Origin of the sequence: Arsukibacterium sp. UBA5043 (genome assembly GCA_002415085.1) — a bacterium.
Lineage (GTDB): Bacteria > Pseudomonadota > Gammaproteobacteria > Enterobacterales > Alteromonadaceae > Alishewanella.
Genome location: DIBV01000011.1, coordinates 82,487 through 108,396, shown reverse-complemented (window position 1 = coordinate 108,396; position 25,910 = coordinate 82,487). Strand labels below are relative to the sequence as shown.

Below are 25,910 nucleotides of genomic sequence, written 5' to 3'. Positions count from 1 at the left end.
CTTTGAAAATTCAGGATTATAAATCAGACCGGACTGATCCGGGCCAGTTGCCTGGCTGCCAGAATAAGGCCGCCGTCCAGTGCATCACCGCGAGGAGCTTGTAACAGCTTGCCGATATCTGCGCTTAGCAGCGACTGACTGCTGGCGGCCAGGCCGCCGAGCATTACTACCGGTAACTGGCGTTCGCCACGGCAACAATGAATAAGTTTACTAATGGCAGCCGCTTGCTGGCGTAGGATCTGTTGGGCCAGCGGGCAGCTTTGGTGGCTGAACACCAGCGGCGCCAGCGCGGCAAAATCTGTAGCAAGGGCCTGCTTTAACCAGGGCAGCACCGTACTGACATTATCGCCACAATGCTGGCTAAGGGCCCGGGTGAGCGGGCTGGTCAGGCCCTCGTCACTGTCCAGTTGCCAGAGCAGCTGGCGCACGGCCAGTTTACCCAGCCAGGCACCACCGCCTTCATCGCCGATATTAAAACCCCAGCCGCCGGTCTGCTGCTCGCTGCCATTCTGGTCCAGCCGCATCGCTACCGAGCCAGTACCCAGTGCCACCATCACCACCGGCTGGCCGTTGTTGGCGCCATACAAGGAGGTGCGGGCGTCGGTAGTCAGTTGCCAGGCGGCGAAATCAAGCTGCAATTGCTGGCAAAAGGCGCTGTGCAATTGCGGATTACCGGCACCGGCCAGACCAATACAGGCCATGACCTGATGCAGGCCAATACCGGCCTGCTGGCATAATTGTAAACTCAGCTGGCGTACCGTGCTGATGGCCAGCTCCAGGTTATTGGACAACTGGGCAGGGCCGCCGGCAGCCTGCCACTGCTGGTCACTGAGTGAATGCTGCAGTCTGGCCAGGGTTTTACTGCCGCCACCATCTACCGCCAGTAAATACATTTAATGCTCCGGATTATTAGCTAGTGTTGTTGACACCGTGGGACGGGGCGCACCACTCAGGCAAACCAGCCAGGCAACCAGGGTGCCCAGGCACAATTGCCAGGTAAAGCCCAGATCCCAGGCTGCCAGCGTCGGACTGATCAACCGTAAAAGGTACGGCTGCATTAACAGGGTAACCGTGAACCCGGCCAGTAGGGCCGCGGTAACACTTATGCTGTTGCCTCTGTTGCTGAACAGCGCGGTAAAAAATACTCCCAGCAACCCACTGTATGAAAATACCATTACACTCAACGCAAACGCCAGTAACGGCATAGCAGAATACTGCTGCCAGTAAAAACACAAAATGGCCATCGCCGACAAGGTTACTGCGGTTAATAACATGGCCCACTGACCTGCGCGCACATAATGCCGCTCTGTGATTGCAGCCTGGCGCTGCTGGCGCCAGGGCTTATAAATATCCGCCACCAGTACCGATGCCATCGAATTTAGACCGGAGGTGATAGTTGATAACGCTGCGGCAATCACGCCCACCACTACCAGGCCACGCAAACCGGATGGCATCTCGTTTAATACATAATACATAAAGACGGTAATTTGTTCACCGCTAAAGCTGCCGTTGTAACTGGTGCTATTGGCGAAGACATCGGGCCGCTGATAATAAATATACAGCAGTAAACCAATCACAATAAATACCAGCATTACCGGGATCACCAGCAGTGCCGAGGATAGCAGGGCTTTGGCGCCACCGGCAGCCGTTTTACAGGTTAGCACCCGCTGAGTCATATCCTGATCCAGACCAAAGGCGGCAATATTTAACAGCACAAAACCAGTTAGCGCCGACCAGACCGTAAACACGCCGCTGCTGCTAAAATCGGGTCTGAAATCAAATAGTAATAATTTAGAGGTGCCGTCGGCCAGTGGCTCACTGAGTACAGAATATAAGCTGGCCAGATCCAGTTGCAGGCTGCTATACAGATAGCCGAGCACCACCAGTGCCGCTGTGACATAAACCGCGCATTGCATCGCATCAGTATAAATAACCGAGCGAATACCACCGGCCATGGTACAAGCCAGACCTACCATGGCCAGCAGGATGATGGCGATGATTACACTGCTGGCATCGATATTACTGAATAACAGCATGGCAACCGCCAGTGCCGCCATGTACAGCCGGGCGCCACTGGCGAAAACCCGGCCAAATAAATACATTTTACCGGCATGGTTTTTAGCGGTGGCATTAAAGCGGCTTTCCAGCAGTTCGTATACAGTGGTGACTTTTAGCTGATAATAACGAGGGATCAGCCATTTTATTACCAGTAAACTGGCAATAATGGCGCCGATGTTGGTGGCCAGATAGGTTAAATTACCCCGAAAACCCATGTCGGGGCCGCCCAGAAAGGTTGCCGCAGATTGCGAGGTCGCCAACACCGAAATTGCTACCAGAAAAGGCGGCATATTGTTACCACCGAGAAAGTAGTCACTGCTGGTATCGGCCCGGCGCCGGTTTACCCAGACCGCCAGTGTCGCCAGTAGCAGAAAATACCCAAAAAATACCGTCCAGTCTAACAACGTCAGTTGCATGGCAGAATTCCCAAAGCCTGATTTTATTTTTAATTTTGCTACCTGCCGCTACTGGCGGGCAGGTTGTTTTTTTGTTTTACTGCAAGCCCATAGCTGGACAAGTATTACCTTAACATAAGCGGAGTAAACAGTGTGTCAGATCAGCAAAATTGGTGGCAACGGTTACGGTGGGGAAAATGGATGTTATCGGGCGTGCTATCAGGAGTGCTGGTAATGAGCAGCCAGGCGCAGCCAAAGGCTGACCATGCAACCGCAGCGACGGTACGCCAGATGCTCGGCCAGAAGCTGATGCTCGATTTGCGCTATTACTGCACGGAGCCTGTGGCTGCTGGCAAATGTCGTACGCCGCTAACCAGTCTGCCACCACAGTTGGCCAAGCTGATTAGCCAGTATGATATTGGTGGGGTAATTTTATTTGCTGAAAACCTGCAGCACACACAGCAGATTATTGGTCTGAACCGGCAGTTGCAGCAAGCCGCAGCCCAATCTGCGTTAAAACAGCCGTTATTTATCAGTATTGATCAGGAAGGCGGCCGGGTCGCCCGCCTGCCGCGGCAACTGGCCACGTCGTTCAGTGGCAATATGGCTATCGGCGCCACCTATCCTGAACATGGTAATCATTTTGCCGAACTGGCCGGCACGGTAATGGCCGACGAGCTGCTGGCTCTGGGCATTAATGTTAACTTTGCACCTACCGTTGATGTCAATGTTAACCCGGATAACCCGGTGATTAATGTCCGGGCTTTTGCCGAAAACCCCGCTGTCGTGGCAGAGCTGGGCGGCGCCATGACTGCAGCCATGCAGCAACGTGGGGTTATTGCGGCGCTGAAACATTTTCCGGGCCATGGTGATACCCATGTCGACAGTCATTTAGGCCTGCCAAGAGTAGAGCATAGCCGCGAGCAGATTGATCAGGTCGATTTACTGCCGTTTACTGACATCATTAACAAGCAACAGCCGGGCATGATTATGACCGCCCATATTCAGTACCCTGCGCTCGACAGCAGTACCTTTACTGCCAAAGATGGCCAGCAGATGCTGAAGCCGGCTACCTTATCGCGGGCAATCCTGCAAGATTTACTGCGAGAACAGCTCGGTTACCAGGGCCTTATTGTTACCGATGCGCTGGATATGGCCGGCATCAGCCATTTTTTCAGCCCGCATGACGCCGTTATTGCTACCTTTGCCGCCGGCGCGGATATCGCGCTGATGCCGGTGAAACTGCAAAACCCGGCGGAACTGGCAAACTTAGCCGCATTACTGGATGCGCTGGAGCAAGCGGTATTCAGTGGCCAGCTCGACCGTGCCGAGCTGAGCGCTTCCTATCAGCGGATTATCAGGCTGAAACAGCAGTATCCGCTATTGCCAGAGGGTTCTGCCAAGCAGCAGCTGGCAAAGGCAGATAATGTGCTCGGCAGCCCGGCACATCGTCAGGCTGAACTGGCACTGGCTCAGGCAGCGATTACCCGTATTGCACTGATGGGCAAGACTGAACAAGCCAGCATGCCATTGCTTACGGATAAGCAAGTATTGCTGATTATGCCAGACGCTAATAAAGCTGCAGCGCTAAGCCTGGCGCTGCAGCAGCAAAGCCCGCAGCCGCTGACCATTACCAGCCTGAGTTTACTGCAGGACGATTTGACCGGCGCAGCGGCTCTGTTGGCACAGGCCGAGGTAGTGATCAGTGGCTTTATCACGCCAATGCCGTCGCTGGCAGAAATTGGCGGCATGGACGATGTCAGTGCGCTTGGGCCATTAGCGGCCCGTTATCAGCGCCAGCAACAGGATTTTCTGGCGTTGCTGCGCCAGCTGGCGCAGTTACAAACCCCGCATGTGTTTATCAGCCTGCGCGCGCCTTATGATGCCGCCAGTTATGGCCAGTATGCCGATGTCAGCCTGGCCAGCTATGCCTATAACAGCGATGATAGCGCCATTGCCGCTGGTGATCCTGGGGCGACGTATACCGCGCTGGCCCGGGTATTGCTCGGTCAGGTTAAGCCAACCGGTCAGTTACCGGTAACCGTGAAACCGCTCGCAGCTGAGCGGCCTGAAGCCGATAAACAGCACCAAACCCCCTGATGATAAGCTGGCTGAAAGCCCATTGCGATGCCATATTGGCCAGTGTGCCTGCACAACGATTGCTGGCGCTGGATGCGCTGCGGGGCTTAACCATTACCGGGATGATTCTGGTTAATAACCCGGGCAGCTGGAATTATGTGTACGGGCCGCTGCGCCATGCGCAGTGGCACGGCTGGACGGTGACGGATCTGATTTTCCCCTTTTTTATCGTGATTGTTGGCATGTCGTTGCAGTTCAGCCTGCAGCGGCAACACAATCAGGGTAAAAACAGCCTGCCCAAATCGCAGCTGATCCGCCATGCTGCCACGCGAAGCCTTAAACTGTTTGGCCTGGGGCTGTTTCTGGCTTTGTTTTATTTTAATTTTGCTGATCCGGCTTACAGTTATATTGAACAGAAACTGCTGAACCTGCGCTGGCTTGGCGTGCTACAGCGGATTGGCCTGGTGTACTTCGCTACGATGCTGATTGTGCTGTACTGTGGTACCCGGGGCCGGCTGGCCTGGCTGGGCGGGCTTTGTCTGGTGTACCTGCTGGCCATGTGGTACCTGCCTTATCAGGACAGCCAGGGTAATACTTTCAGTGGCCTGCTGTTATCTGGCAATAGTTTTGCCGCCTGGCTTGATCATACTGTGCTGGGGGTTAACCATTTGTATTACCGGACGGCGACGCCGTTTGCTTTTGACCCTGAGGGTATCTGGTCAACGTTGCCTGCTACAGCCAGTTGTTTAAGCGGGGTGTTGCTGGCGCAGTGGCTTCAGACCGACCGCAGCCTGGCGCACAAAGTCCGTGGTTTACTGCTGGCCGGTGTGATAGCGGTATGGCTGGCCGAATTGTGGCATTTTTCCCTGCCAATTAATAAAAGCTTATGGACCCCTAGTTTTGTGCTGCTAAGCAGCGGTTATTGCGCGATTGCGCTCTCGGCATGTATCTGGTTGTGTGATATTAAACGCTGGCGACGCTGGAGCGCGCCTTTCGTGGTGTTTGGTGCCAATGCGATTTTGTTCTTTATGCTGGCCGGGATAATAGCGCGGGCCTTGGTCATGATCCCGGTAGGGGATGGTTTGCTCAAAGGTTGGCTATTCAGCCGGCTTTTTCAGCCGTTATTGGGTAATTTAAATGGCTCTCTGGCCTTTGCGCTGGTGTTTCTGGGGCTATCTTATTTGTTAATGCACTGGTGTTATCGGCGGGGCCTGATTTTCAGGGTGTGACAGCAGCGAACGGTGATGCCCGGGCATGTGCCGGCCTTGCATGGCATTTGCAATTTGCGGCCCCTGCAGTAAGCTCAATAGCAGAATAGTAACTAAGTGAAGGATTTATGCCTCGTATTACCCTGTTGCTGACTTTGCTGATGTTAACTGTGCAAGGCTTTCTGCCAACAATGGTTACCGCTGCTGAAACCAGTCAGCTGAACAACCGGCAACTGGTAGTGGGTATTTACCAGAACCCACCGAAAATAACGGTAAGCGCCGGTGGCATGCCAACCGGTATTTTTGGCGATTTGCTGACGCAAATTGCCATGCAGGAGAAATGGCAGTTAAAGCCGGTGAGTTGTGACTGGGCATACTGCCTTGAATTGCTGAATAGTGGCGATATCGATATTTTGCCTGACGTCGCGTTCAGTAAGGAGCGGGCGCAGGTAATGAGTTTTCATCAAACGCCTGCGCTATATAGCTGGTCGCGCTTATACAGCCTGGCCGACAACCAAATAGCAAACTTGTCAGATTTAGCCGGCCAGCAGGTTGCGGTGCTGCAGGGCAGTTCCCAGTATCTTTTTCTGCAAAATTACAGCCAGCAGCATCAGCTGGACATTAAATTACAGGGGGTTAAATCGTTACAGGCAGCGTTTAATCTGGTTGCTGCCGGCCAGGCCGATGTGGCGGTAGCAAATCATTTATTCGGTGAGGTTCGCGCTGCTGAATTTGAACTGCAGGCTAATCCGCTGCGTTTCGATCCGGTTGAATTGTTTTATGCTTCGGCTCATGGCCGTAATTTGCAGACCTTAGCTACTATCGATCGATATTTGCGACAATGGCAGGCTGAACCTCAGTCGTATTATTTTCAAACGATCAATCGCTGGAGCAAGCCCGGCCTTGCCGCAAACGCCAACGTTTCCAGGTTGTTGCTATGGTCGGGAATCAGTGGCGTATTATTCATACTGATTATTGCAGCACTGTTTTGGTATCAACGCCGCAGTATCTTGCAACTGAACCGGCTTCGGCTCAGTGAGGATCGGCTGACAACTATCCTCAATAGTGTTGACGCTCATATTTATATTAAAGACAAACGGTCACGCTATCAGTATGTTAATCATAAAATTGCAGCATTATTTGGCCGCTCGCCTGAGCAAATTGTCGGACATACCGACGATATGTTTTTTGATGCGAAAACGGTCAGCCGCTTGCAGGTTAACGATGAGCGGGTGCTTAGCGGCGGCGAACGGATTGTTGAAGAAGAGGCCAATACCACGATAAATGACAATAAAGAGCGGGTTTTTTTGTCAGTAAAATTACCGCTGCGCCATGCCAATGGTGAAATTTATGCTTTATGCGGTATTTCCACTGACGTGACCGAACATAAACAAAATCAGGCGGCGATTCACCAACTGGCGTTTTATGATGCGCTAACCTCTTTGCCCAACCGCCGCTTATTGCTGGAACGGCTGGAACAAGCGTTTAGTCTGGCAGGCAGGGTGTCTTCGCAGGGGGCCGTGCTGTTTATCGATTTGGACCATTTTAAAGATTTAAATGATACCCTGGGCCACGCCGTAGGTGATGAGTTGCTAAGCCAGGCTGCCAGACGGCTTAGCGATCAGCTACGTAAAAGCGATACCCTGGCGCGGTTTGGGGGTGATGAATTTGTTATTTTGCTACCAGAGTTGCAGCCCCGGGCCGATTTAGCCGGGCAACGGGTAGAATTACTGGCGATGAAACTGATGGATATATTAAGCCAGCCGTTTCAATTGGCTGAGCACGCTTACACGATCAGCGCCAGTATCGGCATTGCCATGTTCAGCGATGCCGACACCGTAAACGAACTACTGCAACGGGCAGATTTGGCCATGTATGATGCCAAAAACCAGGGCCGCTGCCGTTATTCTTTTTATAACAGTAAATTACAAGCCAGGGTACTTGCGCGTTCTGCAATGCTTAATGGTTTGCGCCAGGCGCTGACTGAGCAACAGTTTAGTCTGCATTTTCAACTGCAATATCACCGCGAAGGGCACGTAGTCGGAGCTGAAGTGCTGCTGCGCTGGAATGATCCTGAGTTGGGTTCGGTATCGCCGGCTGAATTTATTCCACTGGCCGAAGATTGTGGCTTAATTTTACCGATCGGCGCCTGGGTATTGCAGCAAAGTTGCCAGCAACTGGCCGACTGGCAACATGATGAGCAACGATCAGGCTGGCATCTGGCGGTAAATCTAAGTGTGCGCCAGCTGCATGATCCGAATTTTGTTGAACTGGTACGCGACACCTTATATCACAGTGGCGCTAATCCAAAAAACCTGGTACTGGAACTGACAGAAACCCAGTTATTACAGGATATCGAGGCGGTCATTCTGAAAATGCAGCAATTGGGTGCGCTTGGCATACGATTTTCACTGGATGATTTTGGAACCGGCTATTCATCACTGAGTTATTTAAAACGACTGCCACTTAACCAGTTGAAAATAGATGGCAGCTTTGTCCGGGATTTACTGGTTGACCCCAGTGATGTCGCCATTATCAGAACTATTCTGGCACTGGGCAATAGTCTGGAACTGGAGGTTATTGCCGAAGGCGTGGAGACGGTTGCACAATACCAGGCGTTATGTAAATTGGGATGCCAACAGTTTCAGGGGTATTTACTGGGCCGACCGGCGCCCGTTGCCCAGTTAAGCGGCCAAGCACAGCGGCCAGGCTGAAAAGAGAACCAATACCAGGCGTAGTTATTGCGGCCTCACGTTAAGACCAGAGCGCCAACCTTCCCAGAAACAGCTGGCCATGTTGCGATAATAACCAGATAAGTAAAATGCCATTGCCGACAATCACCAGTAAAAACTCTCTCTGGAATAAAAACTTACGCTTTTTATGTGACAATTTTTTCTGAGCCAGCAGGGCGCCGGGCCAGCCACCTATCAAACTGAACAGCTGTAAACTTTGTTCCGGTAAACGCTGACGCTGGCGGGCTTTAGCAGCAGCTTTATCGGCACGATACAGCCAGTAAGTAAACAGGCTTGCTTCAATATACAAAATTGGCAGCACATAAGGCAGGGTGCCGAACAACAGCGCAATAACCACCAGTACCAGAAAAGCGCAACGAAAATACAATGCCACATCCTGGGTATAATCCAGATCAACAACTTCATGTTCTGGCAACGGTGGCGATGAGGCTGAGGCACTGATAACCTCAAGCTTGACGGCAAGTGGCCGGCCTTGTTTATCCTGACTCAGGTCGAATTGCAGGCGACAGCCCTCCGCCGGGCGGATTTTGCTGTCGGTAAAATCACGAATATGGAAAAACACTTGTCGGGTGTCATGATCAGGTACGACGAAGCCGAAACCTTTATCGTCGCGCCAGTGCACTACTTTTCCTGTCAGCGGCATGGCCAGTCACCAAACTACATGTGTTGCGATTAACCGAGTGTATCAGAAGTTTGCTTAACGGTGGTTTAACTGGCCTGCAAAGTTTGGCGTTGCTTAGCGGGCAATGCTAAGGCGCATAGATAAATCGATTGCCTGCACATGCTTGGTCAGGGCACCGCTGGAAATAAAATCGACGCCGCTGGCTGCCAGTTCACTTAATCGCCCGGCAGTAATATTACCCGACACTTCAAGCTTTGCCTGGCCATTATTCATCAATACTGCCTGGTTAATATCAGCCAAACTAAAGTTATCCAGCATAATAATGTCGGCTTCAGCGTTTAACGCCTGCTGTAACTCATCCAGGTTTTCAGTTTCAACTTCAACCGGCTTACCCGGGAAATTCTGGCGGGCATGAGCCACTGCAGCATCAATAGAGCCGGCGGCAGCAATATGATTCTCTTTGATAAGAAACGCATCAAATAACCCCAGACGATGATTTACTCCGCCGCCGCACTGTACTGCATATTTTTGAGCAAACCGCAGCCCCGGCAGAGTTTTCCGGGTATCGAGTAACCTGGTGCGGCTGTTAGCCAGCAAGCTCGCGTAGTGGGCAGTGACGGTTGCCGTGCCGCTGAGTAACTGTAAAAAGTTCAGCGCGCTGCGCTCGCCCGTTAACAGTAACCGGGCCGGGCCTGTCAGCTGGCACAATAAACTGTCAGGCGCCACGTGGTCGCCATCGGCGACCTGCCAACGGATGCTGACCTGGCCAGCGCCTTCTCCTTGGGTTGTAGCCACCCGGTTAAGCTGGGCAAACACTTCATCAACCCAGGCGGTACCGCATACTACACAAGGTTCGCGGCTGATAATGGTAGCGGTAGCCTGTTGCGAGGCTGGGATCAGGCTGGCGGTGATATCGCCTTCGTCCAGCGGTAGAAACCCCAGGTCTTCGGCCAGCGCGGCTTGTACGGTGCGGGTGATTTCCATGGCCAGAAGTGGATGATGGCTTACTGCTGTGGCTTGGTCTGTCATATTAATTTCGCTGAATTAGGGTCAATTGGTTACCTTGCTGGCGGAATTCTAACTGGTTTAACGCACTCATGCCTAATAAAATCTCGGTACCGCCAAGGTTAGGTACTACGCTGGCACTTACCTGTTGCAGGACGATATCACCCAGTTGCAGTGATGCGATCTCGCTTAAGTAGGCGATGGTGATGCCATTGGCAGTGGCTACCTGTATTTGCCTGCCGCGGGGCAAGCCCAGTTTCTCAGCCGTACTTTGAGCAATGGCGACGGTAGTGGCACCCGTATCGAGCATAAAGTCGACTGGTTGGCCATTAAGCAGCGCGGTACCAATATAGTGGCCGGCCCGGTTACGGAGTAACACTGTGCTGATTTCGCCACCACTGCCCTGAATGCTTTGTAATTGCTGGTTTGGGTTACGTTTGCCGGCCAGATAATCCTGAAAAAACAAGAACAGCATGACCAGCAGTAATAGCCAGGCCAGCCAGCTAAACGCTTTAGCAAAAGGGGTTCGTTGTTCGGGTGCTTGCATTCGCGCTCCTCAACCTTGACAATAGCGTTCTAGCTTAATCACAGTACAGGCTAAAGGCAAAAATTCTGATGAAAACCCTTGCTCTGCCCGTTTGCCCCCCGATGCATCAACGCCCGTGTACTCATTTTGATGATCGCCCGCATGCTGAGGAAGTAAGCTTATTAGTTATTCACAATATCAGTTTGCCGGCAGGTAACTTTGCCACGGCACCGCAGCAGGGGTGCCCGGTTGATAGCTTATTTTGCGGCACTCTTGATTGCAGCATTGACCCAAGCTTCAGCTCGTTACAGGAGGTACGGGTAGCGGCCCATTGCGTGATCTGGCGCGATGGCACAATTTTTCAGTATGTGCCCTTTGCGAACAGAGCCTGGCATGCCGGCAAAAGTGAATTTGCTGGTCGGGCCAACTGCAACGACTTTTCGATTGGGATAGAGTTAGAAGGCAGCGATGATTTACCGTATACTGAGCAGCAGTACCAAAGCCTGATAGCCCTGAGCCATTATTTGCTGGCGCGCTATAAGGATATAACACCGGAGCGGGTTGTTGGCCATTGTGACATCGCTCCCGGTCGCAAAACGGATCCGGGGCCGGCGTTTGACTGGCCGTATTATCGGGCCGCAATTCTAGCCGCAATAAAGGAGAGCAGGGAATGACGTTAATCAGCATGTTGTTGGCACTAATTATTGAGCGGCTGGCCGTGCGCCACGATGCCTGGCAGGCCCACCGTTACGTCAGAGCATATTTAAGGTTTAGTTTAAAAACCCCGCTGGCGGGTTTAGCCCGGCATCAACTGGGCCAGTACCTTTGGCTGGTGCTGCCTGGGGCTGTGGTTGCGCTGTTATTATGTTTAATTGATAACCGTCTGCTAAGCCTTATTGTCAACACTCTGGTATTGCTGATAGGTATCGGCTGCTGGCATTATCGGCAATTGTACAAACAGTATCTGAACGCGCAGGAGCGGGGCGACGACGAGGCCGCTTATCTGGTGATGCAGCAAATTCGTACTGAATCAGGTAGTGATATTGAGCAAAACAGTTATGGTCAAACTCTGATTTGGCTCAATTTTCGTTACTATGCGGCTACCGTATTCTGGTTTTTATTGCTCGGCGCCTTTGGGGTGATCACTTATGCTTTGGTGCGTCAGTTGCAGGAGCCAAGAACCCTGAATGAAAGCACCACAGCAGCTGACAGCGAACAAAACGCGACAGCCTATAGCAAATTGCAAACCGATACCGATGGACCTGACGCTGTATATTACCTGACGTTTTGGGCACAATGGTTTCCTACCCGATTATTTGGTTTAGGTTTTGCGCTGGTCGGCTATTTCTCCCGGGCATCGAATGCATTACTGGCTTACTTTATGGACTTTACCACCAATAACGAACAGGTACTGACCGAAGTGGCTATGGCAGCCGAACCGCAGGAGGCGGAGCAATTGAATACGCTGGACGAAAGTAGTGCCTTGGTGCAGTTGGGTAAGCGCAATATGTTATTTTTTCTGGCACTGGTTGCGATATTGACTTTAAGCGGCTGGTTGCACTGAGATGGCCCAGTCTGCTGAACAGCTGCTGCCCTATATCGCGGCAACCTTTGATCAAATGCCCTTTAACCGCTTACTCGGCTTGCAGGTAAGTCGCTTTGCTGACGATGAAGTTGAGGTACGGTTCCCATGGGCGGAGCAACTGGTTGGCAACCCTATCCAACAGATTTTGCATGGCGGTGTCATTGCCACGGTGCTGGATGTCGCCGGCGGTATGATGGCGGTGGCGAGCGCCCTGGGACGGTTTAGCGAAATAGAGCAAGCTGAATTGGTACAACGGTTTGGTAAAATGAGTACCATCGATATTCGCACTGATTACTTAAGACCGGGCCGTGGCGCAGAATTTATTGCTACGGCCCGGGTAATCCGCGCCGGCAATAAAGTGGCAGTATGCCGGATGGAATTGCACAACGAACAAGGCGTGCATATTGCACTGGGCACCGGTACATATCTGGTTGGTTAACCAGCCGTTTTTGGGATTAAACAATGTCGTTAAGCAGGGAGCAAAAACTCGGTGGTGCTTTCGCTGCCAGCGCTTACAGCCTTTGGGGCATTGCCCCGCTTTATTTTAAGCAAATTGATTTTATTGCCGCCACTGAAATTCTGGTGCACCGGGTTGTCTGGTCGTGTCTGTTGTTGCTATTGGTACTGTTGGCCCTGAAGCAAGGCGCGCAGCTAATCAGACTGTTGCGTCAGCCAAAGCTGTTGTTATGGCTGTTATTTACCGCGTTAATTCTGGGAGTGAACTGGGGCTTATTTATCTGGGCAGTAAACAGTGATCATATGCTTGATGCCAGCCTCGGCTATTACATTAACCCTTTACTGAATGTGCTGCTGGGTATGTTATTTCTGGGGGAACGGCTAAGAGTACTGCAGTGGCTGGCGCTGGGTCTGGCGGCAACCGGCGTGATAATACAGCTGGTTATTTTTGGCTCAATTCCCTGGTTGGCGCTGGCGCTGGCTGGTTCATTTGCGGTGTATGGATTACTGCGTAAAAAACTGGCGGTAGAGGCATTAACGGGCTTGTTTGTTGAGTCATTGTTGTTGCTGCCAGTGGCATTGCTATACTGGTGGCACTATGCCGACAGTAGCGCGGCAAATATGCTGAATAATTCTACTGCGCTTAACCTTTTGCTGGTGGCGGCTGCCTTTGTGACCACGATTCCGTTACTGTGTTTTATTGCCGGAGCCCGCCGATTGCAGTTATCGACTATGGGGTTTTTTCAGTATATTGGCCCCAGTTTGATGTTTGTATTTGGTGTCTGGCTTTATCATGAGCCATTGCAAATGGCCAATATAATTACCTTTGGTTTTATCTGGCTGGCTTTGTTTATTTACAGCGTAGATGCCTGGCGGCATCTTCGCTACCAGCGCAAGCTGTTGCGCAGTGCAGTATGTTAAATCCGCTTATACGTAATCTTTGGTTCAGTTGCAGGAGCATAATATGCCAGGCCCGCTAGACTTAATTGCTGTTATCTGGTTTTTTATCTTGTGGATAGGCTATACCCTGTTTGCCAAACGTAAAGCCAAAAAAGTGAGTTGTTTGTCGTTTGAACTGCGACGTAAACGGACTGACTGGATGCAGAAAATGTTAACCCGCGACAACAAAATGGCTGACGTCGGACTGATTTCTACCCTGGAACGTAACGTCACGTTTTTTGCCTCAAGTTCGTTGCTTATTTTAGCCGGTTTACTGACCGCAATGTCATCAGCTGAAAAACTCAGTGTAATGTTGTCAAATCTGGTGCCCTGGGCAAATTATACCGAGGGTTCGGTACAGCTGAAGCTATTACTGATGACCTTTATTTTCGTTTTTGCTTTTTTTCAGTTCACCTGGTCGTTGCGCCAGTACGGTTTTTGCGGCGTGTTAATCGGCGCGGCGCCAGACGGCCGTAACTTAAATGAAGAGGATCAGGCGTTGTATGCAAACCGGGCGGCTAAAGTAATAGACCAGGCAGGTCATTCGTTTAATTATGGCCTGCGCTCGATTTATTTTTCGCTATCCGCACTGTCGTGGTTTATCGACCCGGTTTTATTTATGATAACTTCAGTGGTAGTTATGATAGTGATGAAGCAGCGCGAATTTCATTCTAAAGTGCTAAAAGCACTGCAGGAATGTTAAACCCTGAGAGCTGAAACTAGAAAAAGGGGTCGGAGTGAATAAATTATTCACTCCGACCCCTTTTTATGCTTTTTGGGCTTAGCGCCGTTCAAAGGCTTTGACTACCCGGGATACGCCCTCGACATGGCGGGCAATTTCTACCGCTTTATCTGCTTCCGGGCCCTGCACCAGGCCCATCAGAAACACTTCAGCATTTTCAGTTACCACCTTAATATTCAAGCCAGCCACATCGTCATCGGTTAGTAGTTGGGTTTTCACTTTGGTGGTGATCCAGCCATCGCGGGTACGGGTGGTTAACGAGGTACTGTTACCCAGCCGGATCTGATTATGAATATCCCGTACCCCCGGGGTGTCTTTAATCAGTTGTTCAGCCTGCTGTTTTATCGTTGCGTTACTGACCTGGCCGGTTAACAAAACAACGCCATTGTAGCTGGTAACATTAATATTGCTGGTATCCGGTATGCTTTCCGCGGTGCCTAATGTTCTTCTGGCACGAATGACAATACTGTTGTCGTCGAGCTGGGAACCAAGGGTACGACGGTCGTTCGCGGCGCTGGCCGCAGTAGCACCACCTGCAACGACAGCCGCCGCACAGCCCTGAAGCATAATCACGGTGGCAGTCAGTGCAACAAGTTTACTGATGTTCATAGTTCTCCCTGCTGTGGAAACAGCGTAGTGTCGATAAGCTCGCAAATACAATGTAGTAAAAAGGTATAGCATTCGAATACTCTGGCCGGCCGGTGGGCGGGTACTTTTAACTCGACATCCTGCTGATTTAACAAGCCAGCAAGATCACTGTCGTTATCAATCGTCAGCGCCACGACTTTCATATCACTGGTTACCGCTGCTTCGACCGCTTTAATTAAGCTTTGTTCGGAACCGGTCAGTGAAATAACCAGCAGCACATCTGCGGCGTTGCCAATGGCCCGTACCTGGCGCGCCAGAAAATCCTGGTTAATATGGTTGTTCGGATGCAGGCTCGAAATATCGTCCTGCAGCGCCAAAGCAGGCAAACAGGGGCGCTCTGTTTCAAACTGATCCAATAGCAGCTGGGCAAAGTGGCAGGCCAGAGACTGGCTGGCACCCGCTCCGCAGCATAACACTTTGCCGCCGCTGATCAGGCTATTAACGATAACCAGCGCGCTGTTTTCAATCGGTTCGGCCAGCGCTTCACTGGTGGCGATCATCGTTTGAATATTTTCACTGAAAAGTTGTCGGATATGTTCCTGCATTACCCTGTCCTGTTAACTGAATGCATTTTGCAGCCAGTTGTAATGAAACGGCTCACGCCCTTCAATTGCTAATACATCAATCCGGCATGGCTGATTCTGGCCACCATGCTGCTGCAAATACCAGCGCACAGCCCTGAGCAGTTTCTGCTGCTTGGCAACTGTTACTGCGGCGAGGGCACCGCCGTATGCATTGCTGGCGCGGTATTTTACTTCAATAAACACCAGTTGCTTATCCTGGCGCATCACTAAATCTATTTCGCCGGCTTTGCACTGAAAATTACAGCAAACCAGACTCAGCCCCTGCTGCTGCAAGTAGTCCAGCGCCAGTTGCTCGTAATATTGCCCTTTATCGTTCATGATAAGTGGCTCATGCTCAGGGTTCCTGCACGGAAATCAGCCGGTTATTGCGGTAACTGGCCCAGCTTAATCGCCGCACAATACTGCCATTTTGGTCCAGGCTAAGCTGGCCGGTCAACCCGGGAAATACCAGTGCTGGTAAATGCTGTTGTTGTTTTAATCTGGCAATAAGCGCGTAAGCGTCATGGCCCATGGCGAACAACCGTTGCAATATTTCGTCCTGATCGGTAAATAACTGCTGATATTGCTCGCGCAATTTTACGCTGCTTTGTTCGCCAAGCATCCACGGCATTTCGGTAAAGGTCAGGCCGTTTAGATCGCGTTGTTCATTGCTATCGAGGCTGGCACTAAAACTACGTGAACTGGCGTACACCGGCAAACGTGGTGCGATCTGGTTAACGGATACATCTACATAAGGCTTAAACAACCGGGTTTGTATCGGGTCAGCCAGCAAATAGATAGCATCGATATCCAGCCGGCTATGCGGCTCAGCTTCCAGTTTGATTTTGCTGCTGACTAAACTGCTGATGCTACGAATACGGTTCTGGCTGATATCGGTTTCCAGCAGGTCATTGATAATGGTCTCCAGCTCTGCTTTAGCGCTAAACTGATAAAGCTCGGGGGCAGGATGGCCCATCGCCTGCCACTGCCCGGCAAAATGCTGTTGCATCCGCTGGCTGATATTGTTTCTGGCACTAATCACAACAGGGCGTTGGTAATTTTTTTGCTGGAAAAGTTCTGCCATCTGACTCGCTTCATCTTCCAGACTTAACGCGTAAAAGAAATGATTGTCCCGCTTGGGTTGTGCCGGATCACGGCTGTTTAAAAACAAGGTGGGCCAGGGCCAGTCAGCTTGCTGGCTGATGAGATCAACCTGATCCCGCAGCAATGGGCCGATCACAAAATCGACCATCTGTTGTTTTAAGCGTAAGGTTATTTGCTCCGGGCTCTGCTGACTATCAATAAATATCAGCTGAGTTGAAGCTTGCTGTGCACTGGCGGCACTGATTAAGCCATATTGCAATGCTTTGGCATGGGCCCGGAAGTTACCGGTTAACGGCAGCAGCACGCCAATCCGGCTGGGTTGATAGGGTGTTAAAGAGAGCAGTTGCTGCAATGCCTCGGGCAAGGCATCAGGGCCAGGCATTTGAGGGTAGCGCTGATGCCACGCAGCCAGTGCCTGCTGCAATGCGTCTTGCTGACCAATATGCTGCCGGCTAAGCTCAGCCAGGTTAAGCCAGGCTTGCTGGCGGTTTGTGGCATTGGTCCGCAAAGTGGCAAGGTTGGCGGGGCTTAGCGCCGTAAGTTGCTGCCAGAGTAAATTCCACAGTTCCGGATAATTGGTGGTACTTTGCTGTTGCTGGTCCAGTTGCAACAACCAGCGACTGGCAGCCAGGCTGCGCTGTTGTTTGGCGTAAAACTGTGCACCATGCCATAAATATTCGCTTAAATCTGCCGTGGGAAGTGCATCAAGCGGGGTCTGATCAAGTAATACACTGGCGCGCTCCAGTTCGTTATTGGCCAGATAGGCTTGCAGCAGCAGCACGATATTGCGCTGACGCACTACAGAGTATTCACTATTGGCCAGCGTATGCGTTATTGCCAGCGCCAGAGGGTACTGTTGCTGTATTAATGCAGCCCTGGCCGCCCGCAGTAAATGTATTTGTCTGGCTTCACCCTGATAATCACGTGCTTTCTGATACAAATCTGCGGCAGATTCAATTTTTGTTGCCGGCACTTGCTGCTGTGGCGCATCAGCAGGGCGCTCGATGGTGGTTTGAGGTTGCTGGGCACAGCTGGCTAACAGGCCGCACAGACTTAAAAATAGCAGTGGCTTTAATTTGCTGGAATTCACGTTGCACAGTACCATTAGGCTTTTAATAGGGCTATCTTACTTAGACTGTCCGCCAAGCTCAATTAAATAGCGAAATATGACGAAACAAACCGGAATTTTATACGTTGTTGCGACCCCGATAGGCAATTTAGCAGATATCAGCGAGCGCGCTGTCGCTACCTTAAAGCAGGTTAGCTGTATCGCGGCTGAAGATACCCGCCATACTGGCAAATTGCTGGCGCATTTAGGGGTGCAAACCCGTACCCTGGCGCTGCATGACCATAATGAAAAGCAACGTGCAGCCAGCATTATCGCCCGTTGTCAGGCCGGAGAGGACTTAGCGCTGGTATCCGATGCCGGAACACCGCTAATCAGCGACCCCGGTTATAGTTTAGTCAGGCAATGTCGCGAGGCGGGAGTAAAGGTGGTGCCAATACCCGGGCCCTGCGCTGTTATCACCGCATTGTGTGCGGCAGGTCTGCCAACCGACAAATTTTTGTTTATTGGTTTTCTGGCGGCGAAAAGCACACAGCGTCAGGCCCAGCTTGCTGCCTTACCGGCCGATGTCGGCACTATAGTGTGTTATGAGACGGCGCGGCGTATTCAGGCATGTCTGGATGATGTTGCGCTAATACTCGGCGCCGATCGCGAGCTGGTACTGGCCAAAGAACTGACCAAAACCTTTGAAGCCTTTTGCCATGGCAACGCAGCAACTATTCAGGCCTGGCTGAACGAAGATCCGCAGCGTTGTCAGGGTGAAATGGTATTGATGATCGCATCAGCACCTGCCAGAGCTGCCAGCGATATTAGTGAGCAGGTGCAGCAAACCTTAAAAACTCTGCTGGCTGAGTTGCCGGTTAAACAAGCCGCGGCACTGACTGCGCAAATTCACAATGAAAAGAAAAACGCCCTTTATAAGCTGGCATTGGAATGGGCTGGTGAAAGTTGACGATTCGGGTATAATCCGCGCTGAGTTGGCCAAGACAATCGCTGCTTGCGTAAGCAAGGGGAGGAAAGTCCGGGCTCCACAGGGCAGGGTGCCAGGTAACGCCTGGGGGGCGTGAGCCTACGACCAGTGCAACAGAGAGCAAACCGCCGATGGCCCGCGCAAGTGGGATCAGGTAAGGGTGAAAGGGTGCGGTAAGAGCGCACCGCGCGACTGGCAACAGTTCGTGGCACGGTAAACTCCACCCGGAGCAAGATCAAATAGGCCCTCTATGGCGCGGCCCGCGTTGAGGGCGGGTAGATTGCTTGAGGCTTAGGGTGACCTAAGCCCTAGAGGAATGATTGTCACTCTGGCAACAGAGCACAGAACCCGGCTTAATGGCTAACTCACCTAATGAATAAAAAACCGCGCTAAGGTCAGGCCTTCAGCGCGGTTTTTTTATAGATATTTTTTAATCACAGTAACTGCCGGAAAAAAGCCCGCGCAAGGCGGGCAAAAGGTACCAGGAACAACGTGGGTTAGAAATCGATACCGACAGACAACTGAATTCGACGTGGGTTGTAGTAACGGGTCGGTTCACCATAGGTAGTCGAGGACGCCACCTGCTGAATGCGGTAACCCGTTTGACGATCAAACACGTTGAAGATATCTGCCCGGAATTTAAGCAGATATTTTTCGGCAAAGGTAAAGTTTTGGGTGTAGCTTAAGTCTAACTGCCAATGACTTGCGCTACGCCGGCTGCCAGCAGGTTCGCTGTACCGGATTGTACTGCTGCTGTAACCATAGTAAGAGCCATCCCAGGTTTCCCACGGTTGGCCAGACTGGTACACAAAGTAGGCACCAATATTGGCGTTCCAGTCAGTGGTGTAGTAGCCAAACGCTTTTAGTAAATGCGGTTTATCACCGGCCAGTTTACCTTGCTTCAGATCCCATGAATAGCGACCCGGGCCATCACCATAGTTAGATGAGCCTATAAAAATATTTTGATCGGTATTGCCGGTGGTGTTGTCCTGGTCAAAGTTACCGGTATACTGGCTCCATACATAAGAAGCGTTGAAATAGGTCCGGTCGCCGAAGTATTCCGCCTCTACGCTGACTTCCCAGTATTCAGTTTTGCCTTCGTCCACTTCAGCTATTACATAGGTGCCGCCTGAGGCATTGCCAATTCCGTCCATCCGTTCTGCTAAATCAGGAATAAACAAGCCCTTGGCCGCAATGTGCGCCGGTACCCCGGCTGCCTGGCTGCTATCCGGGTAAGCCGCAATCCGACCATTGTTAGGCATATCCTCCCAGAAATTTTTACCTTCCCGGTAGCGGGTATGTCCACGTAGCTGGAAGCGGTCAGTTATTGCTTTAGTGGTACCTATGGTGATTTCATCAATCCGATGCGGATCCATGTTATCAGCAAACAGTTTGCCGGATGAGCCACTGGCTGCGCCGGCGTCCAGGAAGTTACCATCTTCGTCAAAATATACCCTCAGAGATTGCTGGGTATTGCGATCCCACGACGCTGCGCGGGCCAACGAACTGGCTTCAGGGTTGTAACTGGCAAAATTAGCAAATACGGTGTTCTGACCATCATATTTCCAGTTGACACCGAGGCGCGGTTGAATCATGTCCTGCCAGTCAACTTTGTACATTTGGTACTTCTCGCCCCTGGCTAACTCCCAGCCGGAACCATTGGCAGAATTTGGGCTCAAGCCTTGGCCAAAATAGGTATCCTGACTGATTAACACACCAATGTTGTAAGTAAAGTCACCGTGTTCGATGGTATCGTTAATTTCCAGGTTCCAGGATTCTGAAGAGGAATTGATAGCAGAAACTGTTTCACCTGTTTCATTAACAAAGCTCATTTGCTCTGTGGTTGCAATGTAATATACCGAGGTCGGATCTAAATCAGCCACTGCACTTTCAAGGGCTAAATCGCGGCCGCCGTTATAGCTGATTAACCCCCAGCCATTTGATAAACGACTCAGTTCTTCTTCTGCCTCAGAGTATTTCAGTCCAATATGAATTGAATGGACTAACTCATCGCCAATGATCTGATGATCCAGCGCAATTTCAAAACTATCCCTGAAGAAGTTCTGATTGTTATATTGATAGTACGCTCCTACCGCTCCGCCACCTGTTGCCACGCCATTTTCCTGATAACCATACTGATCTATCAATTGTTGTGCACCGCTATTGAAGCGTGCTGCATCGGGATCGGTTGCAGGCAATAAATCCGGCACATTGAAATAACCCATCTGATCCAGATTAGCCACATCAAGATTGCCGCCCAGTTCCGGCACAACGGCTAATTCAACATCGGGTTTACCGCCGGTTTTGTAATCAAATTTGTTGATATTGAAACTAACTGTGGTGTAGTCACCTAAAATATAGGAACCGTCAAAGGTAAAGATTTTTTGAGTAGCCTGCGAGCCGGCTGACACACTGTCGCTTTCAAATTCACCGATACTCTCGCCACTGCCTTCGCGATCTGAATCACGGTAACTTGCGTTTAACAGCCAGTCTGCTGTCGGTGCCCAGGTTAACTTGCCAAAATATTCATCCCGGACACTTTTAAAGTTTTTGGCTGGTCCATAAGCCGTAACTTTACTGTCGCCGGTTACTTCAGGGCGATAATAAGAACCATAAAAAAACAATTGATCCTGAACTATTGGCCCTGCCAGACTGGCGGTAATCCAGCTGCGGTCTGTATCCTGTATGGTGCCGGCTTCAGGTGAGGCCGAAAAATTACTATTTTGTAGTTTGTACTCCAGGCTGCCTTTAAACTCGTTGGTACCTGATTTTGACTGGGTATTGATGGCAAAACCGCCTGAACGGTTAAAACCTATTGCTTTAGCGCCGCCCCGCTCCATCGACACCATTTCTATATCATGTGTTGAGGGTTCGGATGCCAGATTACCAAACAGCGGCATAGAAACATCGACCCCATCGAAGCCGTATTTGTTATGCGCACCTGAACCACCAGCAGAGGGACCCAGAGTCCCGTTCTCGGTATATTGCACGCCAGGAATTACTTTTAGCAGGTCACGAAAGGTTTGCCCTACCGGTAGCGCTTCTACGACGTCAGCTCCCAGAGTATTACTTAGTGAAGAGTTACCAACCTGCGCGAAGAATGGTGAACCAACAATCTGGATAACTTCAACACCGGATGAAGAAGACAACGCCACATTTACAGTGGACAACTGATCAAGTAATACTTCAACTTCCATGGTTTTGACCGCGCCATCAGCAGCAGTTATTGTCAGGGTATAACGCCCTGGTACCAGTGATGGCAGATTAAAACTGCCATCGGCGCGTGTTTCCACGGTTCGGGGTTTTGGCATTACCGGGCTCGTTGCAACGACGGTAACACCGGAGACTGAACTGGTGCTCTGTTCCGCAGTAACTTTACCGCGAATACCGCCCACTTGCTGCGCTGCGACAGGGGCACAAGTCAGGATACCTGCCAGTACAACAGCTGTAACCGAAGCGGGGGAGCGAAAAGCGAATTGGGTGGCTTGCGCCAGTCTGTTTTTTATAAATGTAAGCTCGTTATACTTCATCAGTATCTCTCCTGGAGTTGCGTATTGTAGCTGTCCGTAACAGGGTTCTGCTTGCCCTTTTTAATACCCGTTTATTTTTATAGTGCGAGGTGTTTGTTTTCTGCACAAAATTAACATAGCAATAATTTTTTGGTTTTGAAAATAATTTATGCTAAAAATTACTAATAATTGGAATATTTGATTCTATTTGCAGCTATTATAAAAGTCAGTCAGCATTTTTTCACGGCTGATAAGAGGGAAAAATGAAGCTACGCCATTGTTTAATAGTACTTTTATATTTAGGTAGCGGGTGTTTTCAAGGAACCACGTATGCTGAGTCAGATATTCCTATGTTAAAAACCGATCATCTTACAGCTGACTACTGGCTGACAAAGGTTGCCGATGCCAACAGGCTGTTGCTAACGCAAAGCGAGATCAGTGCCAGAAATAAAAATACGTTTGCCAGCCAGCCAGAAATGACCGAGCTGGCCAGCCTGCCCGCTAGCCTAAATGCCGCCGCCTTAAATGCCATTATTCGTCAAGCCAGCGCCAGCCCGGCCCAGCCACGATTTTATGCTGATGGCACTGCGGTTAGCGCTGAGCAATGGCGGGCCTACCAGCACAACCTGAATACCGATTCAGTGCAGCCGGACAATCCGGTCAGATTTGCGCTGGTAGTAAAGCGTACCGATTTACGCAGTTTGCCCACAGCAGATCGGGTGCATAACGAAACCATGGCACTGGATTTAGACCGCTTTCAGGAAACGGCGCTGTTTCCTGGAGAAGCAGTAGGGGTGCTGCACCAAAGCCAGGACAAAAACTGGCTGTTGGTTCAAAATTATCATTATACTGGTTGGGTGCAGGCCCGGGATATTGCGCTGGGTACCCGGCAACAGGTATTAGATTACGGTACGCTGCAGCCATTTCTGGTAGTGACCGGCGCCCGGGTTTTTACCAGTTTTACCCCTGAGAACCCTGCAATATCTCAGTTGCTGCTGGATATGGGCATCCGCTTACCACTCCTAAGCACAGCTGAAACCGGTCATAACGTACATGGCCAGAACCCGCATGCCAGCCATATCGTTCAACTGCCAGTCAGAAACCTTGATGGCAGCCTTAGTTTTACGCCAGCCCTTATTGCCCGCCAGCAGGATGTCAGTGTCGGATATCTGCCTTACACCACCGCTAATATTCTGCAACAGGCTTTTAAGTTTCTGGGTGATCGCTACGGCTGGGGTCATGATTATGACAGTCGCGATTGTACAGGCTTCATTATTGAAATTTATCGTAGCTTTGGCTTACTGATGCCAAGAAACTCCGGCCAGCAGGGTGAAGGTAGCTATGGTCAGAACATTCGCTTTTCCAGCCAAAGCAGCCATGCTGACAAACTGGCGGCGATTGATAACGCGCAGGTGGGGGATTTAATTTACCGGCCGGGCCACGTGATGTTGTATTTAGGCGATGACAATGGCGAGCCTTTTGTGATCCATTCAGTACATGAGCTGGCGTATTTTACTCACCGCAAAAATTCTGACGCGGATAGTAGTGCAGCTGCAACTCAGCCTGCGTTATACCAGGGTATTTTAAATGGGGTGGCGGTAACGCCGTTAACCCCGCTGCAGCTAACGGCTGACAGCAGTTATCTGGATAAAATATACGCGATTAAATCGTTGCGTTAACCGAGGCATCTATGAAAATTACCGATATCCGGCTGGGCATGTTAACCATACCTTTGAAAACACCGTTTAAAACGGCGCTGCGCACCGTGCAGCAAATTGAAGATGTGGTGGTCATGATAGAAACCGATACCGGCCATACCGGCTACGGTGAAGCTCCGGCCACTGCGGTGATTACCGGCGATATACATGGCTCAATCATAGATGCCATTAACAGCGTACTAAAACCTAAGCTGATAGGGCAGCAGATTGCCGATTTAAACCATATTATCCGGCTGATTCAGGGTGCGATAATGAAAAATTATAGCGCCAAAGCCGCGGTAGAAATGGCGGTTTACGATTTATTCGCGCAGCTGTATAAAGCACCTTTATATAAAATACTGGGCGGTGGCGTACCAAAAATAACTACTGACATTACCATCAGTGTCGATTACATCGACAAAATGGTCGCTGACTCGTTAAGTGCTATTGACCGTGGTTTCGAAACCCTTAAGGTTAAAGTAGGTAAAGATATCGGGGTAGATATAGAGCGGGTTAAAGCCATTTATGCCGCTGTGGCCGGCAAAGCTTTAATCCGACTCGATGCCAATCAGGGCTGGACCGCTAAAGAAGCGGTATATGCACTACGCAAGCTGGAAGATGCCGGCGTTCGGCTTGAATTGGTAGAGCAACCAGTAAAAGCCTACGATTTAGAAGGATTAAAATATATTACTGAGCGGGTACATACCCCGGTAATGGCAGATGAGAGCAGTTTTGGTCCGCGAGAAGTGATTGAACTGATTAAAATGCGCGCCGCCGATATTATCAATATTAAACTGATGAAAACCGGCGGTATCGCCAATGCCATCAAAATTGCTGATATTTGCTCGTTCTACGATATGCAGTGCATGATAGGTTGTATGCTGGAGGGCAGTATCAGTGTCGCGGCCGCGGTGCATGTGGCGGTGGCAAAATCCGACGTTATTACCAAAATTGATTTAGATGGTCCGTCGCTTTGTGCCTTTGACCCGGTGCGCAGCAGCGTGAATTTTAATGATGCTGACATCACCATAGGCAATGCACCGGGCTTAGGTATCACCGCGATTGAAGGCCTGAAAATGCTACCCTGATTACACTGTTATCTGAACAAAATGGCGTTGACCCATGCCAGTTCAGTAGTCAGGGCTTTTCCAGCAAGCCTAATAACTCTGTGCTTTCGGTCAGCGCTAAATCATTGTTCTGCCAGTGGCAAAGCTGCAAATACAGCATATGACATAAATGCTGCTGCGCCAGCTGGGTTAACAGCGGGTTTAAGCGAATGTCTTCCTCAGCACTGAGGGTAAATAAGGTAATATCGGCGGCCAGGCTTTGAGCATTGGTTTTATAGCTGGTCAGTGAAATAATTTTCAGCTGGCGGCTTTTGGCATAATGCTCCAGTTTCAGCAAGTCACTGTTCTGGCCGGAATCGGACACCAGCAACAACACACTGGTGTCGGTTAAACTGCGGGCCAGCTGCAATGCTAACGCCGGATCGGCATGATGCAGCGCCAGCTTACCCAGCTGCAACAACCGAAATTGCATATCTGCTACCACTATGGCTGACTTGGCAAAACCGGCCAGCAATATTTTATCAGCACTTTGTAATAAACGGGCCGCCTGCAACAGGGTTTTCTCATCATTAATGGTTAGTAAGGTGCGCAAATGTTGCTGCAGACTAAACTGCAGCTGCTCGCCAATGCCCAGTAAACTGCCATCTTCATTATTTTTATCTGCCTGATCCCGGTTCATGGTGCTGGCAGTAACCACCGCTTCATTTATTGCCAGCTTTAGATCAGGGTAGCCTTTGTAGCCCAGTTTCTGACAAAACTTCACCACACTGGATTGACTGATCCCTACCGCATCGGCCAGTTGCTGCGATGAGTAGTCGCGCAGCATATGGGCATTATCCAGAATAAATTCGGCCAGCTTGCGCTCAATAACCGACATCTGATCAAGCATGCCACGGATCTTCAGTAAACTCAGCATAG

General features: G+C 50.6%; 22 protein-coding genes and 1 other RNA gene. 12 read left to right on the top strand and 11 right to left on the bottom strand.

Annotation, left to right across the window (positions count from 1 at the left end):
• Positions 1–23 precede the first annotated feature (23 nt).
• A complete protein-coding gene (locus B2Q61_RS10910; RefSeq protein ID WP_290615365.1) occupies positions 24–893 on the bottom strand; it encodes a BadF/BadG/BcrA/BcrD ATPase family protein in 870 nt (289 codons plus the stop codon).
• Positions 894–2,474, bottom strand: a complete 1,581-nt coding sequence (locus B2Q61_RS10905) for a sodium:solute symporter (protein WP_290615366.1) — start codon at positions 2,472–2,474, stop codon at positions 894–896.
• Between the two features lie 132 nt (positions 2,475–2,606).
• Between B2Q61_RS10905 and B2Q61_RS10900 the strand changes: the two genes are divergently transcribed.
• From B2Q61_RS10900 to B2Q61_RS10890, 3 genes are all read left to right on the top strand, one after another.
• Positions 2,607–4,553, top strand: a complete 1,947-nt coding sequence (locus tag B2Q61_RS10900; protein WP_290622809.1) for a glycoside hydrolase family 3 protein — start codon at positions 2,607–2,609, stop codon at positions 4,551–4,553.
• Positions 4,553–5,761 (top strand): acyltransferase family protein, encoded by a 1,209-nt coding sequence (locus B2Q61_RS10895; protein WP_290615368.1) that lies wholly within the window; start codon positions 4,553–4,555, stop codon positions 5,759–5,761. Before B2Q61_RS10900 ends, B2Q61_RS10895 begins: the two co-directional genes overlap by 1 nt.
• A 107-nt stretch (positions 5,762–5,868) precedes the next feature.
• Positions 5,869–8,454 carry an EAL domain-containing protein gene (locus B2Q61_RS10890; protein WP_290615369.1) on the top strand — a complete coding sequence of 862 codons (2,586 nt, stop codon included), beginning with the start codon at positions 5,869–5,871 and terminating at the stop codon, positions 8,452–8,454.
• Between the two features lie 40 nt (positions 8,455–8,494).
• Here the strand turns inward: B2Q61_RS10890 and B2Q61_RS10885 are convergent, their stop codons facing one another.
• The 3 genes from B2Q61_RS10885 to B2Q61_RS10875 form a co-directional block, all read right to left on the bottom strand.
• On the bottom strand, positions 8,495–9,136 hold the full coding sequence (locus B2Q61_RS10885) for a cold shock and DUF1294 domain-containing protein (protein WP_290615370.1): 642 nt from the start codon (positions 9,134–9,136) through the stop codon (positions 8,495–8,497).
• A gap of 93 nt (positions 9,137–9,229) precedes the next feature.
• Positions 9,230–10,144 carry a carboxylating nicotinate-nucleotide diphosphorylase gene (nadC, locus tag B2Q61_RS10880; RefSeq protein WP_290615371.1) on the bottom strand — a complete coding sequence of 305 codons (915 nt, stop codon included), beginning with the start codon at positions 10,142–10,144 and terminating at the stop codon, positions 9,230–9,232.
• A gap of 1 nt (position 10,145) precedes the next feature.
• Positions 10,146–10,667 carry a retropepsin-like aspartic protease family protein gene (locus B2Q61_RS10875; RefSeq protein WP_290615372.1) on the bottom strand — a complete coding sequence of 174 codons (522 nt, stop codon included), beginning with the start codon at positions 10,665–10,667 and terminating at the stop codon, positions 10,146–10,148.
• A 68-nt stretch (positions 10,668–10,735) separates the two neighbouring features.
• Between B2Q61_RS10875 and ampD the strand changes: the two genes are divergently transcribed.
• Genes ampD through B2Q61_RS10850 form a run of 5 tightly spaced genes read left to right on the top strand, consistent with a single transcriptional unit; the run spans position 10,736 to position 14,329 of the window.
• Positions 10,736–11,320, top strand: coding sequence for a 1,6-anhydro-N-acetylmuramyl-L-alanine amidase AmpD (ampD, locus tag B2Q61_RS10870; RefSeq protein ID WP_290615373.1), 585 nt, complete (start codon positions 10,736–10,738; stop codon positions 11,318–11,320).
• Positions 11,317–12,210, top strand: coding sequence for a regulatory signaling modulator protein AmpE (ampE, locus tag B2Q61_RS10865; protein WP_290615374.1), 894 nt, complete (start codon positions 11,317–11,319; stop codon positions 12,208–12,210). Before ampD ends, ampE begins: the two co-directional genes overlap by 4 nt.
• A 1-nt stretch (position 12,211) precedes the next feature.
• Complete coding sequence (locus B2Q61_RS10860; protein ID WP_290610427.1) at positions 12,212–12,670, top strand: thioesterase family protein; 459 nt, start codon at positions 12,212–12,214, stop codon at positions 12,668–12,670.
• A gap of 23 nt (positions 12,671–12,693) precedes the next feature.
• On the top strand, positions 12,694–13,608 hold the full coding sequence (gene rarD / locus B2Q61_RS10855; protein WP_290615375.1) for an EamA family transporter RarD: 915 nt from the start codon (positions 12,694–12,696) through the stop codon (positions 13,606–13,608).
• A 43-nt stretch (positions 13,609–13,651) separates the two neighbouring features.
• Positions 13,652–14,329 carry a DUF599 domain-containing protein gene (locus B2Q61_RS10850; protein ID WP_290615376.1) on the top strand — a complete coding sequence of 226 codons (678 nt, stop codon included), beginning with the start codon at positions 13,652–13,654 and terminating at the stop codon, positions 14,327–14,329.
• Positions 14,330–14,407: 78 nt separating this feature from the next.
• Here B2Q61_RS10850 and dolP read toward each other — a convergent pair whose 3' ends face one another.
• From dolP to B2Q61_RS10830, 4 genes are read right to left on the bottom strand one after another with little or no spacing between them, the layout of a single operon-like run.
• Positions 14,408–14,977, bottom strand: a complete 570-nt coding sequence (gene dolP, locus B2Q61_RS10845; RefSeq protein WP_290615377.1) for a division/outer membrane stress-associated lipid-binding lipoprotein — start codon at positions 14,975–14,977, stop codon at positions 14,408–14,410.
• Positions 14,974–15,561, bottom strand: coding sequence for an SIS domain-containing protein (locus B2Q61_RS10840; RefSeq protein ID WP_290615378.1), 588 nt, complete (start codon positions 15,559–15,561; stop codon positions 14,974–14,976). Before B2Q61_RS10840 ends, dolP begins: the two co-directional genes overlap by 4 nt.
• Before the next feature lie 12 nt (positions 15,562–15,573).
• On the bottom strand, positions 15,574–15,918 hold the full coding sequence (locus B2Q61_RS10835; protein ID WP_290615379.1) for a YraN family protein: 345 nt from the start codon (positions 15,916–15,918) through the stop codon (positions 15,574–15,576).
• Between the two features lie 16 nt (positions 15,919–15,934).
• Complete coding sequence (locus B2Q61_RS10830) at positions 15,935–17,773, bottom strand: penicillin-binding protein activator (protein WP_290615380.1); 1,839 nt, start codon at positions 17,771–17,773, stop codon at positions 15,935–15,937.
• A 76-nt stretch (positions 17,774–17,849) separates the two neighbouring features.
• On the opposite strand from B2Q61_RS10830, the gene rsmI reads away from it, so the two are divergent.
• Positions 17,850–18,701 (top strand): 16S rRNA (cytidine(1402)-2'-O)-methyltransferase, encoded by an 852-nt coding sequence (rsmI, locus tag B2Q61_RS10825; protein ID WP_290615381.1) that lies wholly within the window; start codon positions 17,850–17,852, stop codon positions 18,699–18,701.
• A 21-nt stretch (positions 18,702–18,722) separates the two neighbouring features.
• Positions 18,723–19,091: RNase P RNA component class A (rnpB, locus tag B2Q61_RS10820), an RNA gene on the top strand.
• Between the two features lie 125 nt (positions 19,092–19,216).
• On the opposite strand, the gene B2Q61_RS10815 is transcribed toward rnpB, so the two are convergent.
• On the bottom strand, positions 19,217–22,249 hold the full coding sequence (locus B2Q61_RS10815; RefSeq protein ID WP_290615382.1) for a TonB-dependent receptor: 3,033 nt from the start codon (positions 22,247–22,249) through the stop codon (positions 19,217–19,219).
• Between the two features lie 329 nt (positions 22,250–22,578).
• Between B2Q61_RS10815 and B2Q61_RS10810 the strand changes: the two genes are divergently transcribed.
• Positions 22,579–23,907 carry an SH3 domain-containing protein gene (locus B2Q61_RS10810; protein WP_290615383.1) on the top strand — a complete coding sequence of 443 codons (1,329 nt, stop codon included), beginning with the start codon at positions 22,579–22,581 and terminating at the stop codon, positions 23,905–23,907.
• 11 nt (positions 23,908–23,918) lie between these two features.
• Positions 23,919–25,013 (top strand): dipeptide epimerase, encoded by a 1,095-nt coding sequence (locus B2Q61_RS10805; RefSeq protein WP_290615384.1) that lies wholly within the window; start codon positions 23,919–23,921, stop codon positions 25,011–25,013.
• A gap of 49 nt (positions 25,014–25,062) precedes the next feature.
• Here the strand turns inward: B2Q61_RS10805 and B2Q61_RS10800 are convergent, their stop codons facing one another.
• Positions 25,063–25,908, bottom strand: a complete 846-nt coding sequence (locus B2Q61_RS10800; protein ID WP_290615385.1) for a MurR/RpiR family transcriptional regulator — start codon at positions 25,906–25,908, stop codon at positions 25,063–25,065.
• Positions 25,909–25,910: the final 2 nt, after the last annotated feature.

Coding starts and splice junctions, on each gene's coding strand:
- B2Q61_RS10910 (WP_290615365.1), bottom strand. CDS start 893: ATGTATTTACTGGCGGTAGATGGTGGCGGCAGTAAAACCCTGGCCAGA.
- B2Q61_RS10905 (WP_290615366.1), bottom strand. CDS start 2,474: ATGCAACTGACGTTGTTAGACTGGACGGTATTTTTTGGGTATTTTCTG.
- B2Q61_RS10895 (WP_290615368.1), top strand. CDS start 4,553: ATGATAAGCTGGCTGAAAGCCCATTGCGATGCCATATTGGCCAGTGTG.
- B2Q61_RS10890 (WP_290615369.1), top strand. CDS start 5,869: ATGCCTCGTATTACCCTGTTGCTGACTTTGCTGATGTTAACTGTGCAA.
- B2Q61_RS10885 (WP_290615370.1), bottom strand. CDS start 9,136: ATGCCGCTGACAGGAAAAGTAGTGCACTGGCGCGACGATAAAGGTTTC.
- nadC (WP_290615371.1), bottom strand. CDS start 10,144: ATGACAGACCAAGCCACAGCAGTAAGCCATCATCCACTTCTGGCCATG.
- B2Q61_RS10875 (WP_290615372.1), bottom strand. CDS start 10,667: ATGCAAGCACCCGAACAACGAACCCCTTTTGCTAAAGCGTTTAGCTGG.
- ampD (WP_290615373.1), top strand. CDS start 10,736: ATGAAAACCCTTGCTCTGCCCGTTTGCCCCCCGATGCATCAACGCCCG.
- ampE (WP_290615374.1), top strand. CDS start 11,317: ATGACGTTAATCAGCATGTTGTTGGCACTAATTATTGAGCGGCTGGCC.
- B2Q61_RS10860 (WP_290610427.1), top strand. CDS start 12,212: ATGGCCCAGTCTGCTGAACAGCTGCTGCCCTATATCGCGGCAACCTTT.
- rarD (WP_290615375.1), top strand. CDS start 12,694: ATGTCGTTAAGCAGGGAGCAAAAACTCGGTGGTGCTTTCGCTGCCAGC.
- B2Q61_RS10850 (WP_290615376.1), top strand. CDS start 13,652: ATGCCAGGCCCGCTAGACTTAATTGCTGTTATCTGGTTTTTTATCTTG.
- dolP (WP_290615377.1), bottom strand. CDS start 14,977: ATGAACATCAGTAAACTTGTTGCACTGACTGCCACCGTGATTATGCTT.
- B2Q61_RS10840 (WP_290615378.1), bottom strand. CDS start 15,561: ATGCAGGAACATATCCGACAACTTTTCAGTGAAAATATTCAAACGATG.
- B2Q61_RS10835 (WP_290615379.1), bottom strand. CDS start 15,918: ATGAACGATAAAGGGCAATATTACGAGCAACTGGCGCTGGACTACTTG.
- rsmI (WP_290615381.1), top strand. CDS start 17,850: ATGACGAAACAAACCGGAATTTTATACGTTGTTGCGACCCCGATAGGC.
- B2Q61_RS10815 (WP_290615382.1), bottom strand. CDS start 22,249: ATGAAGTATAACGAGCTTACATTTATAAAAAACAGACTGGCGCAAGCC.
- B2Q61_RS10810 (WP_290615383.1), top strand. CDS start 22,579: ATGTTAAAAACCGATCATCTTACAGCTGACTACTGGCTGACAAAGGTT.
- B2Q61_RS10805 (WP_290615384.1), top strand. CDS start 23,919: ATGAAAATTACCGATATCCGGCTGGGCATGTTAACCATACCTTTGAAA.
- B2Q61_RS10800 (WP_290615385.1), bottom strand. CDS start 25,908: ATGCTGAGTTTACTGAAGATCCGTGGCATGCTTGATCAGATGTCGGTT.